Annotated in this window: 1 protein-coding gene; it reads left to right on the top strand. The window is 68.8% G+C overall.

The annotated features are described in order from the left end of the window. Nucleotides 1-272, top strand: a 272-nt coding sequence (locus E0702_RS19295; RefSeq protein ID WP_205742066.1) for a hypothetical protein, incomplete at both ends; no start/stop codon positions are given.

The following is a 272-nucleotide window of genomic DNA, read 5'->3' as shown; positions in this document are numbered from 1 at the left end:
GAGGAGAACCTCGGACCGGAACACGACGAAGCCCTCCGGGGCCTCGCCGCGCGATACGTGGTCAAGCTGCTTCTCCTGCGGTTCGGGGTGGGATGGGCCGGCGGCGAGCTCGAGGACGGCAGTGCCGCTCCGATGATCTCGGAGACGCTCGACGAGTTCATGCGGCTCTTCCCCGGTGTCTCCGCCACGCTGCACGGCGAGCTGCTGGCGCCCTGGACCGCATTGGAGATGGAGGGAAACGTCTCCGCGCCCTCGCCAAGTACCGCCACAGC

Source organism: Halomonas marinisediminis (assembly GCF_004347715.1).
Lineage (GTDB): Bacteria > Pseudomonadota > Gammaproteobacteria > Pseudomonadales > Halomonadaceae > Halomonas > Halomonas icarae.
The sequence above is the reverse complement of the archived record's forward strand: the minus strand, read 5'-3'. Positions and strand labels throughout refer to the sequence as shown.